Source organism: Duganella sacchari (assembly GCF_900143065.1).
Taxonomy (GTDB): Bacteria; Pseudomonadota; Gammaproteobacteria; order Burkholderiales; family Burkholderiaceae_D; genus Rugamonas; species Rugamonas sacchari.
This window is the reverse complement of record NZ_FRCX01000003.1, coordinates 332,383-349,134: the sequence shown is the minus strand read 5'-3', so window position 1 is coordinate 349,134 and position 16,752 is coordinate 332,383. Positions and strand designations below refer to the sequence as shown.

Here is a 16,752-nt window from a genome sequence, read left to right as displayed (position 1 = left end):
CTTGAGCTCCTATGAGTTGATTAAACTTCGTTTGGCCCGCGGCACGGGCTTTTTCTTTTCGGGCGGCGGTGGCGCATCGGCCATCGCCAGCCGTTCTGCAATGATGGCGCAGTAATCCGGATTCAGTTCAAAGCCGACAAAATTACGGCCGCAGCGCTTGGCCGCCATCGCGGTCGTGCCGCTGCCCATGAACAGGTCCAGCACCACGCCATCCGGCGGGCACGAGGCCTTGACCATGCGCTCGATGATCTCCAGCGGCTTTTGCGTGGGATGGTCGGCGCGCTCGGGATGCTCACGGTGCAGGCGCGACACGCTCCACAGATCTTTCGGGTTGTAGCCCACTTCCAGCCATTTCGCGCCGATGAAGATGGAGCGCGACCGGGCCTTCTTGGTTTCGGCGTCATACGGAATACGCACTGAGTCCAGGTCGAAGTAGTAGTCCTTGCGGCGCACGAAGAATCCGATAGTGTCGTGCACCGACGAGAAGCTGCGCACGCTGCCACCCATCGACGGCACGCGGCGGTCCCAGATAATTTCGTTCATCATCGTCATGCGCTTTTTCAGCATGACGAAAATCTCCGGCGAAAAACGCCAGGTCAGGAAGATGTACAGACTGCCATTGGGCTTCAGCTTGGGCAGGGCGGCGTCGATCCACTGCTCGGTCCAGCGCAGGTATTCATCCACCGTCTGCTGGTCGGAGGCGTTGCCGTAATCCTTGCCCAGGTTGTAGGGCGGATCGGTGAGTATCAGGTCGATGGAACCATCCGGGATGCGCGCCAGGCCGGCCAGCGCATCCTCGCAAAAGACCTGATTGATCCACGTATCGGTCATTTCAGGCGCAACTCCGCGCTGCGGGCGTGGGCCTGCAAGCCTTCGCCGTAGGCCAGTTCGGCAGCGACCTTGCCCAGCGTTTGCGCGCCGGCTTCGCTGACATGAATGATGGACGAACGTTTCTGGAAATCGTAGACGCCCAGCGGCGACGAGAAACGCGCCGTGCGCGACGTCGGCAGCACGTGGTTAGGACCGCAGCAGTAGTCGCCCAGCGACTCGGACGAGAAGCGGCCGAGGAACATGGCGCCTGCGTGGCGGATCTTGTCGGCCCACTGCTGTGGATCGACGGCGGAGATTTCCAGGTGTTCGGCAGCGATGCTGTTGGCGATGGCGCAGGCTTCGTCCATGTCGCGCACCTTGATCAGCGCGCCGCGGTCGCCCAGCGAGGTGCGGATCACGTCCTGGCGCGGCATCGTCGGCAGCAGCCTGGCGATGCTGGCTTCCACCCTGGCGATGTAGTCCGCATCAGGGCACAGCAGGATGGCTTGCGCCAGCTCGTCGTGCTCCGCTTGCGAGAACAGGTCCATCGCGACCCAGTCAGGATCGGTAGTGCCGTCGCAGACGATCAGGATTTCCGACGGACCGGCAATCATGTCGATGCCGACCACGCCGAACACGCGGCGCTTGGCAGCAGCCACATAGGCATTGCCCGGGCCGACGATTTTATCGACCGCCTGTATCGTTAGCGTGCCGTGCGCCAGCGCAGCGACGGCTTGTGCACCGCCGATGGTGATGACGCGCGTCACACCGGCAATCGCGGCGGCAGCGAACACCATCTGGTTCTTCACGCCGTCCGGCGTTGGCACCACCATGATGATTTCTTCGACGCCGGCGACGTGCGCAGGAATCGCGTTCATCAGCACCGACGATGGGTAGGCTGCCTTACCACCCGGCACGTAGATGCCGACGCGGTCCAGCGGCGTGACGCGCTGGCCCAGCACCGTGCCGTCGGCTTCGGTGTAGGTGAAGCCGTTCAGTTCCTGCTTCTGGCGTTCGTGGAAGGCGCGCACGCGTTGTGCGGCGACTTCCAGCGCCTTGCGCTGGGCTTCAGGGATGGCGGCCAATGCGGCTTGCAGTTCTTCCTGCGAAACGTCCAGCGCCGCCATGCTGGTGGCGCCACCGTTCGGCAAACGATCGAAACGGTTGGTGTATTCGAGGACTGCGGCGTCGCCACGTTTTTTGACGTCGGCCAAGATGCCGGAGACCGCGCTTTCGATGGCGTCATCGGTGCTGGCTTCAAAGGCCAGCAGGGTATCCAGACGTTGCTTGAAATCGGCCTGGCTGGAATCGAGCTTGGTGATCATGGGGTTCACTTTTTGGAAGCGCGTTCGAATGCTTCGATGATAGGTTGCAGGCGCTCGCGCTTCAGCTTCAACGCGGCTTGATTTACGATCAGGCGCGAGGAAATATCCATGATGGCTTCGACTTCTTTCAAGTCATTGGCACGCAGTGTATTGCCGGTGCTGACCACGTCGACGATGGCGTCCGACAGGCCGACCAGCGGCGCCAGTTCCATCGAGCCATACAGCTTGATCAGATCGACGTGTACGCCCTTCTTGGCGAAGTGCGTACGCGCCGTTTCGACAAACTTGGTGGCCACGCGCAGGCGCGCGCCCTGACGCACAGCGGTCTCGTAATCGAAGCCGTTGCGCACCGCCACCGACATGCGGCAAGCGGCGATATTCAGGTCGATAGGCTGGTACAGGCCTTCGCCGCCGTGCTCCAGCAGCACATCCTTGCCAGCCACGCCGAAGTCCGCCGCGCCATGCTGCACATAGGTCGGCACGTCGGTGGCGCGCACGATCAGCACGCGCACGTTCGGGTCATTGGTCGGCAGGATCAGCTTGCGCGAAGTATCCGGATTTTCGGTGACGGTGATGCCTGCTGCTTCAAGCAGCGGCAGCGTGTCTTCAAAAATGCGGCCCTTCGACAGCGCAAGAATCAGCTGTTGGGAGTCGGCTTGGAATGCACTCATGATGGCTTATTTGATTCGCTGGATGTTAGCGCCTACGGCGGAGAGTTTGACTTCCATCTGATCGTAGCCGCGGTCCAGGTGATAGATGCGGTCGATCAGCGTTTCACCGCGCGCAGCCAGGCCGGCGATGACCAGCGAAGCAGATGCACGCAGGTCGGTCGCCATCACAGGCGCGCCAACCAGCTGTTCAACGCCTTTGATAAAGGCGGTGTTGCCATCGGTTTCAATTTGCGCGCCCAGGCGGTTCATCTCCTGGACGTGCATGAAGCGGTTTTCAAAAATGGTTTCCGTCACGCGGCTGGCGCCGGCGGCGATGGTGTTCACCGCCATGAACTGCGCCTGCATGTCGGTCGGGAAGCCAGGGTATTCGGTGGTGCGGAAGGTGACAGCGTTTGGACGCTTGTCCATTTTCGCGCGGATCCAGGTGTCGCCGATGGTCAGTTCCAGACCGATCTCGCGCAGCTTGTCCAGCGCCGCATCCATGATATCCACACGGGTGTTGCGGATGGTGATGTCGCCACCGGTAGCGGCTACCGCGCACAGGAAGGTCGCGGCTTCGATACGGTCCGAAATCACGGCATGCCTGGCGCCGTGCAGTTCCGGTACACCCTGGATCACCAGACGGTTGGTGCCGATGCCGTCGATCTTCGCGCCCATCGCCACCAGCAGGTGGGCCAGGTCGGTCACCTCAGGTTCGCAGGCGGCGTTTTCCAGCACGGTCTCGCCTTCGGCCAGCGTGGCGGCCATCAGCAGGTTCTCGGTGCCGGTCACGGTGATCATGTCGGTGACGATGCGCGCGCCTTTCAGCTTGGCGCATTTGGCGTAGATGTAGCCGCCTTCAACGGTGATGTCGGCGCCCAGTGCCTGCAGGCCCTTGATGTGCTGGTCGACCGGACGCGAACCAATCGCGCAGCCGCCTGGCAGCGAGACCTTGGCTTCGCCGAAACGCGCCAGCAGGGGACCCAGCACCAGGATCGATGCGCGCATGGTTTTCACCAGGTCGTACGGCGCTTCCAGCTTGGTGATGGCGCTGCCGTTCAGCGTGACCTTGTCGCCATCCTGCGTGACTTTCAGGCCGGTCTCGCCCAGCAGCTTCAGGATGGTCGAGACGTCGTGCAGATGCGGCACATTGGACAGTTCAACGTCGCCCGCGGTCAGCAGGCCAGCGCACAGGATAGGCAGTGCGGCGTTCTTGGCGCCGGAAATGGTAATGTCGCCGTTCAGGCGGTTACCGCCCTGGATCAGAAGCTTGTCCATGCTTATCCTTGGTATTCTTCAGGGGTGAGGGTTTTCATCGACAGCGCGTGGATTTCTTCACGCATGCGGTCGCCCAGTGCAGCGTACACCAGCTGGTGGCGCTGGATCGGACGTTTTCCTGCAAACGCAGGCGACACAATCACGGCCTGGAAGTGCTGGCCGTCGCCCTCCACTTCGAGGTGGGTGCATTCGAGACCGGCCGTGATATAGCCGTGGATGAGTTCTGGAGTAGTAGGCATGATGAGTCCTTGAATTTAGTGGCGCAGGCGGTAACCGCTGCGCAGCAAACGAATCGCCAGGAACGCCAGCACGACGAGGAAGGCCGCAACAATGGCCACGCTCACCAGCGGATTGACGTCGGACTGGCCGAAGAAGCCGTAACGGAAGCCGTCGATCATGTAGAAGAACGGATTCAAATGCGAGACTGCCTGCCACACTGGCGGCAGCGAATGGATCGAGTAGAACACGCCGGCCAGGAAGGTCAGCGGCACGATCAGGAAATTCTGGAATGCGGCCAGCTGGTCGAATTTCTCGGCCCAGATGCCGGCGATCAGGCCCATGGTGCCGAGGATGGCGGCGCCCAGCAGCGCAAACACCAGTATCCACAACGGCGCCGCGAACGTCAGGTGCGCAAACCATGCGGTCACCAGGAACACGCCCAGGCCCACCACGATGCCGCGCACCATGGCGGCAATCACGTAGGCAGAGAAGATCTCCCAGTGCGACAAAGGCGTCAGCAGCACGAACACCAGGTTACCCGTGATCTTCGACTGGATCAGCGAGGATGACGAGTTGGCGAACGAGTTCTGCAGCACGCTCATCATCACCAGGCCCGGGATCAGGAACGAGGTGTAGTTGACGTCCTGGTAGACCGTGACGCGGCCTTCCAGCACGTGGCCGAAGATCAGCAGGTACAACATGGCGGTCAGGATCGGCGCGGCGATGGTTTGCGTGGCGACCTTCCAGAAGCGCAGGGTCTCCTTGTAGACCAGGGTGCGGAAGCCGGCGGAGAGGAAGTTCATACGGTACCTTTTTCCATGATCTGGATGAAGATATCTTCCAGATCCGCTTGTTGCAGTTGCATCTCGTCGATGATGGCGCCCGACTCGCGCAGGCGTTTCAGGATCTGTTCGACTTCAGCGTATTCATTGATGCGCAGGCTGTACTTCTTGCCGTGCTCCGAGGCTTCCGGATGCGTGACCAGCGCGCGCAGGTCTTCCGGCAGATCGCCGTGCTTCATGTTGACGATGAGCTGCGAACCGGAGATGCGGCGGATCAGCGAGGCCATCGAGTCCAGCGCCACCACCTGGCCCAGCTTGAGCATGGCCACGCGCTTGCACATGGCTTGGGCTTCTTCCAGATAGTGGGTGGTCAGCACCACGGTGTGGCCTTCGCGGTTCAGGCGCGAGATGAACTTCCACAGGGTCTGGCGCAGTTCGACGTCGACACCGGCGGTCGGCTCATCGAGCACGATCACGGGCGGCTTGTGCACCAGCGCCTGCGCCACCAACACGCGGCGCTTCATGCCGCCGGACAGTGCACGCATATTGGTGTCCGCCTTATTGGTGAGGTCGAGGTTGTGCATCACCTCGTCAATCCAGGCATCGTTGTTTTTGAGGCCAAAGTAACCGGATTGCAAGCGCAGCGTTTCGCGCACCGTGAAGAACGGATCGAACACCAGTTCCTGCGGCACCACGCCGAGCTTTTTGCGCGCTTCGCGGAAGTCGCTGACCACGCAGTGGCCGTGGATCTTGACCGAACCCGCATCGGGACGGATCAGGCCGGCGATGATGGAAATGAGGGTGGTTTTGCCGGCGCCATTCGGCCCCAGCAGGCCGAAAAACTCGCCTTCTTCGATGGCGAGGGACACGCCGCCCAGCGCCTGGAGCGACTTGTAGCGCTTCTCGACATTGCTTATTTGGATCGCTGTCATTCTTGACTTATCTATAAGGTTGCGGCGGCCGGGCCGGCGCAGGGGAAGATGCTGCGGGCGCCGCGGCTCTGCGGCTGCGGCAACAACGTTCAATTATATTGGAATTTTGATCCGGCTGAGCCGGACCCAGATTTACTGCAAGCGGCGGTGTGGGGCGGGGGTCAATGGTGATGGTGGGCGGCGGAGTCGCCGGCCACCTGGGTCTTCTTGGAGAAGACCGATTCCGGTGCCTTGACCGGAGAGAATTCATCGTGCGCAGGATTGCGCAGCGCGGCGCCGTCCTGTTCCAGCTTGACGTCGGTCGGGAACAGCAGCGAGCACACGCCATATAGCTTGGTCAGGCTTTGCAGCGCTGGCGGCAGGTTTTTCAGTTCCAGCTTGACGCCGGCCTGCTGCGCGGCACGCTGCCACGACAGCATGACCGACACCGCCACCGAGTCTACCGTCAACACATGGCGCAGGTCAAACACGGTCTGGCCGGCCTTGAGAGCGGCGTAACCACGCTCCAGCGCCGCAGTGGCGTTGAGCACGGTCAGGGACGTGAGCGACTGCAGGTTGTCGACAGGTTCGGTAACGGCGTTCATGGCGTTAGCTTACTTCTTAGGTGCGTTGGTATTCAGCGGTTTGCTGGCCAGCTTCTTGTTTTTCTCGGTCAGCGCCTTGATCAGGCCGTCCATGCCGCCTTTCGAGATTTCCGAAGCGAAGGTGCCTTTGTAGGTCTCGACCAGCCACGCGCCCAGCACGTTGATGTCGTAGATTTTCCAGCCTTGTGGACCTTTGGCAACGCGGTAGTTCAGCGGAATCGGCTCGCCGCGTGGCATGTTGACTTGCGAACGCACTTCGACTTCAGTGTCGTCAGCGGCAGCGCGCAGTGGCTTGAATTCGATGGTCTGGTCTTTAACCTGTGACAGCGCGCCCGAGTAGGTGAATACCAGCAGTGCACGGAACTGTTCGGTCAGCGCTTTTTGCTGGTCCGGCGTCGCATCGCGCCAGAAACGGCCGGCGGCCAGTGCGGTCATGCGCTGGAAGTCGACGTACGGCAGGATCTTGGTTTCCACCAGGTCGATCACCTTCTTGGTGTCGCCCGCCTGGATGGCTTTGTCGGCCTTGGCGGTGTCGATCACGTCCTGGCTGATGCGCTTGACCAGCACGTCCGGCGCTTCGTTGGCCGGCGCAGGCGCTGCAGCGTGGGCGTTAAAGGCCAGTGCAACAGTTGCTAAAGCGATAAATTGTTTGATAAATTTCATCTTTTTGTGCCTTATGAGGGTTCTTCGGGTGTCACTGGCTGTCTGGTTTCGCAGCCGGTGTGCCGGAGTTTAACTCTTTTGTGGCCGATTCGGATGACACGGGTGCAGAAGTTTCCATGTCGTCATCTTTTGCCGGTTTGCGCATCGGGCCGTCGCCGTCCGGGTGAATCTGGCTTTCGCGGCGCTGCAGGAAGCCGTCGCGGATGAATTCATAGCGGTCCAGCGCCGCGTCTTCCAGCAGCGAAGAGGCGTCCAGCAGGGCGGCGCGCTGGTCCACCACGCGCAGGCCGGTACCAATGTTGCGGATATACACCGGCTCCTTGTAGCGCCAGATGTCGCCAGCGATGTCCAGCGGCAGGGCGGCGGTGTCACGCACCGTCGATGGGCCCAGCAGCGGCAGCATCAGGTAGGGACCGGATTGCACGCCCCACACACCGAGCGTCTGGCCGAAGTCTTCCTTGTGCTTGGGCAAGCCGGCTTCCGACGCGATGTCGAACAGGCCGACGATACCCAGCGTCGAGTTCAGCGCAAAACGGCTCAGGTCGGACATACCGGCTTCGCCATTGCCTTGCAGGAACTGATTGACGGCGGTCCAGGCATCGCCCAGGTTGCCGAAGAAGTTGCTGACGCCGGTCTGCACAAAGCTCGGCGTCACGTTCTTGTACACGGTAGCCACTGGTTTCAGCGCATAGGTATCGACCGTATCGTTGAAACTGAACATGGCGCGGTTAAAGCCCTCGTACGGGTCGCGCGGGTTCGGACCGGCGCAGCCGGCCAGCATCATGGTGACGCCCAGCGCCAGCGCGGCCTGGCGGAGTGGTTTCGCGGTACGGATCATTTATCGTCCTTTCCTTCTGCAGCCTTGCTGTAGATGAACTGGTTGATCAGGTCTTCCAGCACGGCAGCCGATTGCGTGCGGGCGATCTTGTCGCCTGCCGCCAGATTATTGGTGTCGCCGCCCGCTTCCAGGCCAACGTATTGTTCGCCCAGCAAGCCTGCGGTCAGAATTTTGGCCGAGCTATCTTTCGGGAACTTATAGCCCTCTTCCATGTTCAAGGTTACCAGTGCCTGATAGCTCTTGTCATCAAACTTGATCTCTCCCACACGGCCTACCACCACACCGGAGGCTTTCACTGCGGCTTGTGGGCGCAGGCTGCCGATGTTGTCGAACTTGGCGGTGATGGCATAGGTCTTGCCGAACGACAGCGAGCTCATGTTGCCAGCTTTCAGCGCCAGGAACATCAGTGCGGCCACGCCGACCACGATAAACAGACCGACCCAGACATCCAGAGATTTGCGTTGCATAGTAATTCTTCCTCAGTTCTTTATCTTTTATTTGCTGAACATCAGCGCCGTCATCATGAAGTCCAGCCACCAGATCATCAGCGATGAGATCACGACAGTACGGGTGGTGGCGCGCGCCACATCTTCCGGCGTCGGCTGCGCTTCGTAGCCCTGGTACAGGGCGATGAAGGTGATCGCAATGCCAAACACCACGCTCTTGGCGAAACCGTTAAAGATGTCTTTCCAGATATCGACGCCGCCCTGCATCTGCGACCAGAACGCGCCGTCATCGACCCCGATCAGCTGCACGCCGACCAGCCAGCCGCCCAGCACACCCACGGCGCTGAACACCGAGGCCAGCAACGGCACCGACAGGGCGCCCGCCCAGAAACGCGGCGCCAGCACGCGCTGGATCGGGTTCACGGCCATCATTTCCATGGCTGACAGCTGCTCACCCGCCTTCATCAGGCCGATTTCGGCGGTCAGTGAGGTGCCGGCGCGGCCGGCAAACAGCAGCGCAGTGATCACCGGCCCCAGTTCGCGGGTCAGACCCAGCGCCACCAGCAGGCCCAGCGATTGCTCGGCGCCGTATTTATTGAGCGTGTAATAACCCTGCAAGCCCAGCACCATGCCGACAAACAGGCCGGACAGGGTAATAATCAGCATCGAATAATTGCCGATGAAATGCAGCTGCTCGATCACCAGGCGCGGACGCTTCAGCAAGCCCGGCGACAAGCCCAGCATGGTGCCAAAGGTACGGGCGCCAAGCCCGATGCTCTCAATGTAATCGCGCAGCGGCGCGCCCAGCCGGGACAACCAATTCTTGACACTCATACTTCAACTCCCAGGCCCAGATCGTCGGCCAGGGACTTGCCTGGATAGTGGAACGGCACCGGGCCGTCCGCTTCCGCGTTGACGAACTGCTTCACATACGGGTCGGTGGACACGCTCATCTCGGCCGGCGTGCCGTGCGCGACGATCTTGCCCTGCGACAGGAAATAAACATAGTCGGCGATGGCAAAGCTCTCTTTGACGTCGTGCGACACCAGCACCGTGGTCGAGCCCAGCGCCGTATTCAGGTTGCGGATCAGGTTGGCGGTGACGCCCATCGAGATCGGGTCCAGGCCGGCGAACGGCTCGTCATACATAATCAGTTCTGGGTCCAGCGCGATCGAACGCGCCAGCGCCACGCGGCGCGCCATACCGCCGGAGATTTCTCCGGGCTTGAGTTTGGCGGCATTGCGCAGGCCCACGGCTTGCAATTTCATTAACACCAGATTGCGGATCAGATCTTCCGGCAGATCGGTATGCTCACGCAGCGGGAAAGCGACGTTTTCAAACACCGAGAGGTCGGTAAACAACGCGCCGTGCTGGAACAGCATGCCCATCTTGCGGCGCAGCAGATACAGGCCAGCGGTATTGAGCTTGTGCACCACCTGGCCCTGCACCTTGACGTGGCCCTTGTGCGGACGCAGCTGGCCGCCGATCAACCGCAGCACGGTGGTCTTGCCGCTACCCGAGCCGCCCATGATGGCTACCACCTTCCCGCGCGGGAAGTCCATGTTCAAGCCCGACAGGATTGCGCGCTTGCCATAGGTGAAGTGTAAATCACGGATTTCGACTAGATTAGGCACGACTGAACTCATTTTTTTGAATGCCGTATTGTAGTGCAGAAAGCATCATCTCTGCAGAGACCCACCTCAGGGAGAGGCAGTGAGTGGCAGATAATACAACACTACTGAACCCAAAGTCAGCAATTTACACCAAGCACTAATTGTTACATTGCTGCGGTGCATGGCACGATACTTTCCAAAAAAAAACCGGATGCAGCCAGGGATCGCCCGTCTGCATCCGGCAGGGAGTCAGGCTGAGCCTGATCGCCGTGTCTTGAGCTTAACGCGGCAACTCGGAACTGCCCATCAGGAACTCGTCCACCGCGCGCGCGCACTGGCGGCCTTCGCGGATGGCCCAGACCACCAGCGACTGGCCGCGGCGCATATCGCCCGCTGCGAAGACGTTGGGGACGGAAGTCTTGTAGCAGCCTTCGCCGTCAGTGCTTGCCTTGGCATTGCCGCGTGCATCTTTGTCAACACCGAACGCATCCAGGATGGTGGCCACCGGCGACACAAAGCCCATGGCCAGGAACACCAGGTCGGCCTTCACGTCGAATTCCGAGTTCGGTACTTCAATCATCTTGCCGTCTTTCCACTCGACGCGGCAGGCCACCAGCTTCTCCAGCTTGCCGCCCTTGCCTTCCAGGCGCTTGGTGGCCACGGCCCAGTCGCGCTCGCAACCTTCTTCGTGCGAGGACGAGGTGCGCAGCTTGGTTGGCCAGTAAGGCCAGACCAGCGGCTTGTTTTCCTGCTCCGGCGGCATCGGCATCAGTTCAAACTGGGTCACCGAGGCGGCGCCGTGACGGTTGGAGGTGCCGACGCAGTCGGAACCGGTGTCGCCGCCGCCGATCACCACCACATGCTTGCCAGTGGCCTTGATCTGATCCTTGAGCTTGTCGCCCGCGTTGACCTTGTTCTGCTGCGGCAGGAAGTCCATGGCGAAATGCACGCCCTTGAGTTCGCGGCCTGGCACCGGCAGGTCGCGCGGCTGCTCGGCGCCGCCCGCCAGCACCACGGCGTCGAAATCCTTTTGCAGGTCTTCGGGGAAGATGGTTTCCTTGGCCCAGTTGTTCACATTGGCCGGGAAATCCTTGCCGATCAGCACCGAGGTGCGGAACACCACGCCTTCGGCTTCCATCTGCTTGACGCGGCGGTCGATGTGCGACTTTTCCATCTTGAAGTCGGGAATGCCATAGCGCAGCAGGCCGCCGACGCGGTCGGATTTTTCAAACACGGTCACCGCGTGGCCGGCGCGCGCCAGCTGCTGGGCCGCAGCCAGGCCGGCGGGGCCGGAGCCGACTACCGCGACTTTCTTGCCGGTTTGTCTGGCCGCAGGTTGCGGCACCACCCAGCCGTGTTCCCAGCCTTCGTCGATGATCTTGTGCTCGATCGACTTGATGCCAACGGGCAGCTCGTGGATGCCCAGCGTACAGGCCGCCTCGCACGGCGCCGGGCAGATGCGGCCGGTGAATTCCGGGAAGTTGTTGGTCGAGTGCAGGGTGTCCAGCGCCTCGCGGTAGTTGCCCCGATAAACCAGATCGTTCCAGTCCGGGATGATGTTGTTGACCGGGCAGCCGTTGTTGCAGAACGGGATGCCGCAGTCCATGCAGCGTGCGCCCTGAACCTTGGCTTGCTCCTTGGTCAATGGAATAACAAATTCCGCGTAGTTTTTCAGGCGCGTCGCTGGCGGCAGATAGCCTTCTTCCTGACGCTGGAATTCCATGAAGCCGGTGATTTTACCCACGATAGTTCCTTAAATATATTCTGTTCGATCAGGCAGCGATAGGCTGGGCGGCAGCGGCCTGGTTCGCCACGTCTTCGGCCATCTCGGCCAGAGCGCGTTTGTATTCGCTAGGAAATACCTTGACGAACTTGCTGCGGCCTTCGGCCCAGTTATCCAGCAACAGGCGCGCGCGCGTGCTGCCGGTGTGCTTGAAGTGGCGCTCGATCAGACGCTTGAGGATCACCTCGTCAGCCTCGCGGCCATGGTCTTTGTGCTGCACGTGGAAGCTGGCGCTGTCGACTGCCTGCTCTTTCGCGGTCAGCACCCGCTCCAGCGTAACCATCGCGGTATTGCAGCGCGATTCGAAATCGCCGTCCGGATCGTAGACGTAGGCAATACCGCCCGACATGCCGGCCGCGAAGTTACGGCCGGTGTTGCCCAGCACCACCACCGTGCCGCCGGTCATGTACTCGCAACCGTGGTCGCCAGTACCTTCAACGATGGCGGTGGCGCCCGAGTTACGCACGGCGAAACGCTCGCCAGCCACGCCGTTGAAGAAGGCTTCGCCGCTGATCGCACCGTACAGCACGGTGTTGCCGATGATGATGTTGTTCACTGCCCAGCCGCGGAACTCGGTATTCGGGCGCACGATGATGCGGCCGCCCGACAGGCCTTTGCCAACGTAGTCGTTGCCTTCGCCCACCAGGTCGATGGTGATGCCGTGCGCCAGGAAAGCGCAGGCCGACTGGCCGGCCGTGCCTTGCAGCTGGATGTGGATGGTGTCATCCGGCAGGCCGGCATGGCCGTAGCGCTTGGCTACTTCGCCCGACAGCATGGTGCCCACGGTGCGGTTCAGGTTCTTCACCGGCGAGATGAAGGAGACGCGCTCGCCTTTTTCCAGCGCCGCTTTGGCCTGGGCGATCAGCTTGTGGTCCAGTGCCTTGTCCAGGCCGTGATCCTGTTCCATCGTGTGATAGATGGCGTCGCCGTTTGGCACTGCCGGCGCGTAGAAGATGTTGCTGAAGTCCAGACCTTGCGCTTTCCAGTGCGAGATGGCTTTCGACTTGTCCAGCAGGTCGACGCGGCCGATCAGCTCGTCATAAGTACGGATGCCCAGCTGGGCCATGAGTTGACGCGCTTCTTCCGCCACGAAGAAGAAGTAGTTCACCACATACTCCGGCTTGCCCGAGAACTTGGCGCGCAGCACCGGATCCTGGGTGGCAACGCCGACCGGGCAGGTGTTCAGGTGGCATTTGCGCATCATGATGCAGCCTTCCACCACCAGCGGTGCGGTGGCGAAGCCGATTTCATCGGCGCCCAGCATGGCGGCGATCACTACGTCGCGGCCAGTACGCATCTGGCCATCGGCCTGGACGCGGATACGGCTACGCAGGCCATTCAGCACCAGCGTCTGCTGGGTTTCAGCCAGGCCCAGCTCCCATGGCGTGCCGGCGTGCTTGACCGACGACAGCGGCGACGCGCCGGTGCCACCGTCATGGCCAGCCACCACCACGTGGTCAGCCTTGGCCTTGGTCACACCCGCCGCGACGGTGCCGATCCCCACTTCCGACACCAGCTTGACCGAGATCGACGCGCGCGGGTTGGCGTTCTTCAGATCGTGGATCAGCTGCGCCAGATCTTCAATCGAGTAAATATCGTGGTGCGGCGGCGGCGAAATCAGACCGACGCCCGGCACCGAGAAGCGCAGCGTGGCGATGTATTCCGACACCTTGTGGCCAGGCAGCTGGCCGCCTTCGCCCGGTTTGGCGCCCTGCGCCATCTTGATCTGGATCTGGTCAGCCGAGTTCAGGTAAGCCGCAGTCACGCCGAAACGGCCCGACGCCACCTGCTTGATGCGCGAACGCAGCGAGTCGCCCTCTTGCAGAGGAATGTCGACCACCATCTGTTCTTTGCCCATGACCGAAGCCATGGTCTCGCCCTGCTTGATCTTGATGCCCTTGAGTTCCATGGTGTAGCGCGATGGATCTTCGCCGCCTTCACCGGTGTTGGACTTGCCGCCGATACGGTTCATCGCCACCGCCAGGGTCGCGTGGGCTTCGGTCGAGATCGAGCCCATCGACATCGCGCCGGTGGCAAAGCGCTTGACGATTTCCTTGGCTGGCTCCACTTCATCCAGCGGTATCGCCTTGGCCGGATCGAGTTTGAATTCGAACAGGCCGCGCAGCGTCAGGTGGCGCTTGCTCTGGTCATTGATGATCTGGGCGTACTCTTTATAGCTGGAGAAATTGTTGGCACGGGTCGAGTGCTGCAGCTTGGCGATCGCGTCCGGCGTCCACAGATGGTCTTCACCGCGCACGCGGAAGGCATATTCGCCACCGGCGTCCAGATGGTTGGCCAGCACCGGATCGTCGCCGAAGGCCACGTTGTGCAGGCGCAGCGCTTCTTCCGCCACTTCAAACACGCCGATGCCTTCCACATTGGACGCGGTGCCACGGAAGTATTTGTCGACCAGCGACTTGTTCAAACCAACAGCTTCAAAGATCTGCGCGCCGCAGTAGGACATATAGGTCGAAATGCCCATCTTCGACATCACCTTCATCAGGCCTTTGCCGATGGCTTTGGTGAAGTTGTAGATGGCTTTTTCCGCCGACATATCGCCCGGCAAGCCGGCTGCCATTTCGGCCAGGGTTTCCATCGCCAGGTACGGGTGGATCGCTTCCGCGCCGTAACCAGCCAGCAGCGCGAAGTGGTGGGTCTCGCGGGCCGAGCCGGTTTCCACCACCAGGCCGGTCGAGGCGCGCAGGCCTTTGCTGACCAGGTGCTGATGAATGGTCGAGGTGGCCAGCAGCGCCGGGATCGCCACGCGGTCCGGGCCGATCGAACGGTCCGACACGATCAGGATGTTGTGGCCGGACTTGACCGCATCAACCGCTTCCGCGCACAGCGACGCCAGGCAGGCTTCCACGCCTTCCTTGCCCCAGGCCAGCGGATAGCAGATGCCCAGTTCGTACGATTTGAACTTGCCGCCGGTATGCAGGCTGATGTTGCGCAGACGCTCCATGTCGTCAAAGCCCAGCACCGGCTGCGCCACTTCAAGGCGCATCGGCGGGTTGACGTTGTTGGTGTCCAGCAGATTCGGCTTGGGACCGATGAACGATACCAGCGACATCACCATGGCTTCGCGGATCGGGTCGATGGGCGGGTTGGTCACCTGGGCGAACAGCTGCTTGAAATAGGAATACAGCGGCTTGAGCTTGTTGGACATGACGGCCAGCGGCGAGTCATTGCCCATCGAACCCGTGGCTTCCTCACCGGAAGCGGCCATCGGCGCCATCAGGAATTTCAGGTCTTCCTGGGTGTAGCCAAACGCCTGCTGGCGGTCCAGCAGCGACGGCACGGCTTTTTCGCCGGCGGCCGGCTTGTCCTTGGCGCGGTTGTGCGCCAGCTGGCTTTCGCTGAGCTTGATCTCGTTGAGCTTGATACGCACCGCGTTGATCCAGGCCTTGTACGGCTTGGCGTTGGCGTAGGTGTCTTTCAGTTCTTTATCGTCGACGATACGGCCCGCTTCCAGGTCGATCAGGAACATCTTGCCTGGCTGCAGACGCCATTTCTGGATGATTTTCGATTCTGGAATCGGCAGCACGCCGGATTCCGAGGCCATCACCACGAGATCGTCGTCGGTCACGATGTAACGGGCTGGACGCAGGCCGTTACGGTCCAGCGTACCGCCGATGTAGCGGCCGTCGGTGAAGGCCATGGCGGCCGGGCCGTCCCACGGTTCCATCATGGCGGCGTGATATTCGTAGAACGCGCGGCGATTGTCGTCCATCGTGCCGTGATTTTCCCAGGCTTCCGGTATCATCATCATCATCGCCTGGGCCAGCGGGTAGCCTGCCATGAGCAGCAGTTCCAGCGCGTTGTCGAAGCAGGCGGTGTCCGACTGGCCTTCGTAGATCAGCGGGAACAGCTTGCCCAGGTCGTCGCCCAGCACCGCTGATTTCATCACGCCTTCACGCGCACGCATCCAGTTGAAGTTGCCTTTGACGGTGTTGATCTCGCCGTTGTGGGCGATCAGGCGGTACGGGTGGGCCAGCGGCCATTCCGGGAAGGTGTTGGTCGAGAAACGCTGGTGGACCAGCGCCAGCGCCGACACGCAGCGCGCGTCCTGCAGGTCTTTGTAATACACGCCTACCTGGTCCGCCAGCAGCAGGCCTTTGTAGACGATGGTACGGGCCGACAGCGAGGCCACGAAGAATTCTTTGCCGTGGATCAGTTTCAGCGCCTGGATCGCGTGGCCCGACGATTTGCGGATCACGTACAGTTTACGCTCGAGCGCGTCAGTGACCATGATGTCGGCGCCGCGGCCAATGAAGATCTGGCGGATCACCGGTTCCTTGGCGCGCACGGTCGGCGACATCGGCATGTCACCATCGACCGGTACATTACGCCAGCCGAGCACGACCTGGCCTTCGGCGCGCACTGCGCGTTCGATTTCCTGTTCGCAAGCGATACGCGAGGCGTTTTCCTTGGGCAGGAACACCATGCCGACGCCGTATTCGCCGGGCGGTGGCAGTTCCACGCCTTGCTTGGCCATTTCGTCGCGGTAGTACTGGTCCGGAATCTGGATCAGGATACCGGCGCCGTCGCCCATCAGCGGGTCCGCACCGACTGCGCCCCGGTGATCGAGGTTCTTCAAGATCAGCAGACCCTGCTCCACAATCGAGTGACTCTTGTTACCCTTGATGTGGGCGACGAAACCGACACCGCAGGCATCGTGTTCATTGGACGGATCGTACAGACCTTGCGCTTCCATGGCTAACTCCAAAACTGATTGGCTTGAAAAACAAGGTTAGTGCAATGCAGCGTAAACCTCAACAAGAACAATTAGGGTCGGAGTCGAATTAATTTTTCGGAAGTCTCTGATTTTT

15 protein-coding genes are annotated in these 16,752 nt (G+C 61.2%); all 15 read right to left on the bottom strand.

Annotation, left to right across the window (positions count from 1 at the left end):
• Nucleotides 1-9: 9 nt before the first annotated feature.
• The 15 genes from BUA36_RS08050 to BUA36_RS07980 all read right to left on the bottom strand — a co-directional run bounded on the left by BUA36_RS08050 (nucleotide 10) and on the right by BUA36_RS07980 (nucleotide 16,637).
• Nucleotides 10-831 (bottom strand): DNA-methyltransferase, encoded by an 822-nt coding sequence (locus BUA36_RS08050; protein ID WP_072783265.1) that lies wholly within the window; start codon nucleotides 829-831, stop codon nucleotides 10-12.
• The gene (hisD, locus tag BUA36_RS08045; RefSeq protein WP_072783263.1) at nucleotides 828-2,135 is read right to left on the bottom strand and encodes a histidinol dehydrogenase; all 1,308 of its coding nucleotides are present in this window, start codon (nucleotides 2,133-2,135) and stop codon (nucleotides 828-830) included. Before hisD ends, BUA36_RS08050 begins: the two co-directional genes overlap by 4 nt.
• A gap of 5 nt (nucleotides 2,136-2,140) precedes the next feature.
• Nucleotides 2,141-2,806, bottom strand: a complete 666-nt coding sequence (gene hisG / locus BUA36_RS08040; protein ID WP_072783261.1) for an ATP phosphoribosyltransferase — start codon at nucleotides 2,804-2,806, stop codon at nucleotides 2,141-2,143.
• Between the two features lie 6 nt (nucleotides 2,807-2,812).
• Nucleotides 2,813-4,063 (bottom strand): UDP-N-acetylglucosamine 1-carboxyvinyltransferase, encoded by a 1,251-nt coding sequence (gene murA, locus BUA36_RS08035; protein WP_072783260.1) that lies wholly within the window; start codon nucleotides 4,061-4,063, stop codon nucleotides 2,813-2,815.
• 2 nt (nucleotides 4,064-4,065) lie between these two features.
• Nucleotides 4,066-4,302, bottom strand: a complete 237-nt coding sequence (locus tag BUA36_RS08030; protein WP_072783259.1) for a BolA family protein — start codon at nucleotides 4,300-4,302, stop codon at nucleotides 4,066-4,068.
• Nucleotides 4,303-4,317: 15 nt separating this feature from the next.
• The gene (locus tag BUA36_RS08025; protein ID WP_072783258.1) at nucleotides 4,318-5,085 is read right to left on the bottom strand and encodes an ABC transporter permease; all 768 of its coding nucleotides are present in this window, start codon (nucleotides 5,083-5,085) and stop codon (nucleotides 4,318-4,320) included.
• The gene (locus BUA36_RS08020; protein ID WP_072783257.1) at nucleotides 5,082-5,996 is read right to left on the bottom strand and encodes an ABC transporter ATP-binding protein; all 915 of its coding nucleotides are present in this window, start codon (nucleotides 5,994-5,996) and stop codon (nucleotides 5,082-5,084) included. Before BUA36_RS08020 ends, BUA36_RS08025 begins: the two co-directional genes overlap by 4 nt.
• A 161-nt stretch (nucleotides 5,997-6,157) precedes the next feature.
• Nucleotides 6,158-6,580 (bottom strand): STAS domain-containing protein, encoded by a 423-nt coding sequence (locus BUA36_RS08015; RefSeq protein WP_072783256.1) that lies wholly within the window; start codon nucleotides 6,578-6,580, stop codon nucleotides 6,158-6,160.
• 9 nt (nucleotides 6,581-6,589) lie between these two features.
• The gene (locus BUA36_RS08010) at nucleotides 6,590-7,243 is read right to left on the bottom strand and encodes an MlaC/ttg2D family ABC transporter substrate-binding protein (RefSeq protein WP_072783254.1); all 654 of its coding nucleotides are present in this window, start codon (nucleotides 7,241-7,243) and stop codon (nucleotides 6,590-6,592) included.
• Between the two features lie 31 nt (nucleotides 7,244-7,274).
• On the bottom strand, nucleotides 7,275-8,081 hold the full coding sequence (locus BUA36_RS08005; protein WP_072783253.1) for an MlaA family lipoprotein: 807 nt from the start codon (nucleotides 8,079-8,081) through the stop codon (nucleotides 7,275-7,277).
• Complete coding sequence (gene mlaD / locus BUA36_RS08000; RefSeq protein ID WP_072783252.1) at nucleotides 8,078-8,548, bottom strand: outer membrane lipid asymmetry maintenance protein MlaD; 471 nt, start codon at nucleotides 8,546-8,548, stop codon at nucleotides 8,078-8,080. The genes BUA36_RS08005 and mlaD overlap by 4 nt, the downstream gene beginning before the upstream one ends.
• 27 nt (nucleotides 8,549-8,575) lie before the next feature.
• Complete coding sequence (mlaE, locus tag BUA36_RS07995; RefSeq protein ID WP_072783251.1) at nucleotides 8,576-9,361, bottom strand: lipid asymmetry maintenance ABC transporter permease subunit MlaE; 786 nt, start codon at nucleotides 9,359-9,361, stop codon at nucleotides 8,576-8,578.
• Nucleotides 9,358-10,161, bottom strand: coding sequence for an ABC transporter ATP-binding protein (locus BUA36_RS07990; RefSeq protein ID WP_072783250.1), 804 nt, complete (start codon nucleotides 10,159-10,161; stop codon nucleotides 9,358-9,360). The genes mlaE and BUA36_RS07990 overlap by 4 nt, the downstream gene beginning before the upstream one ends.
• A gap of 259 nt (nucleotides 10,162-10,420) precedes the next feature.
• Nucleotides 10,421-11,884, bottom strand: a complete 1,464-nt coding sequence (locus BUA36_RS07985) for a glutamate synthase subunit beta (RefSeq protein ID WP_072783249.1) — start codon at nucleotides 11,882-11,884, stop codon at nucleotides 10,421-10,423.
• 28 nt (nucleotides 11,885-11,912) lie between these two features.
• A complete protein-coding gene (locus BUA36_RS07980) occupies nucleotides 11,913-16,637 on the bottom strand; it encodes a glutamate synthase-related protein (RefSeq protein ID WP_072783248.1) in 4,725 nt (1,574 codons plus the stop codon).
• Nucleotides 16,638-16,752: the final 115 nt, after the last annotated feature.